We start from the raw sequence: 572 nt of genomic DNA, 5'->3' as shown, positions 1-572 counted from the left end.
GCGTATGCGGGTCATGCTGAGACCCTCCGGCAAAGGATCCACCGAGGTTAAGATAGAGGATCTCGCCATCAAGTTCGCGCAGCCCGAGCAAGAAGCTCGTGTTAAGCCCCGCGGCGTTGCGATTCAGGGCGCGGCGCGCCCAAAGATCCCACATCGAGACGATCTGTCGCTTGGGCCGTGCGACACCCACCACGATTTCGCCGGGCAGCGGAGATACGGAAATCAGCCTCAGACCATGTGTGGTCAGCAGCGCCGATTGCTTTGCCTCGATGTCCTCGACGCGAAGCCGGTCGCTGCCGACGAACCGAACAAGCGCAGCATTCGGCGTCAACCGCATGCCCGCGATCTTGGCCTGCAGATTGTAACCCATGAGTGCGGTGCGCAGGCGGCTCGCCGTGGCCTCGAGCCATTGATCGTCCTCCCCGGCTTCCGATTGTATCTGCCCTGCTCGGCGAGACACCATGCCGGCAAAGCTCTCCCCGTTCCCCGATGGTGCCGGGCCCGAGGTCTCCTTCATATCTTGCTGTGCGGGGGCGCTGCTCGGACGAATAACGACCTCAGCGATAGTGGTT

1 protein-coding gene is annotated in these 572 nt (G+C 62.6%); it reads right to left on the bottom strand.

The genetic code is table 11. The features are described from left to right. The coding region (locus EOA49_RS32340; protein ID WP_206520263.1) for a DNA translocase FtsK at window positions 1-517 on the bottom strand (517 nt) is incomplete at its 3' end. Window positions 518-572 lie beyond the last annotated feature (55 nt).

The organism is Mesorhizobium sp. M1A.F.Ca.IN.020.04.1.1 (assembly GCF_003997315.1).
Taxonomy (GTDB): Bacteria; Pseudomonadota; Alphaproteobacteria; order Rhizobiales; family Rhizobiaceae; genus Mesorhizobium.
Note: the sequence above shows the minus strand (reverse complement) of the source record. Positions and strands in the feature narration are given on the sequence as shown.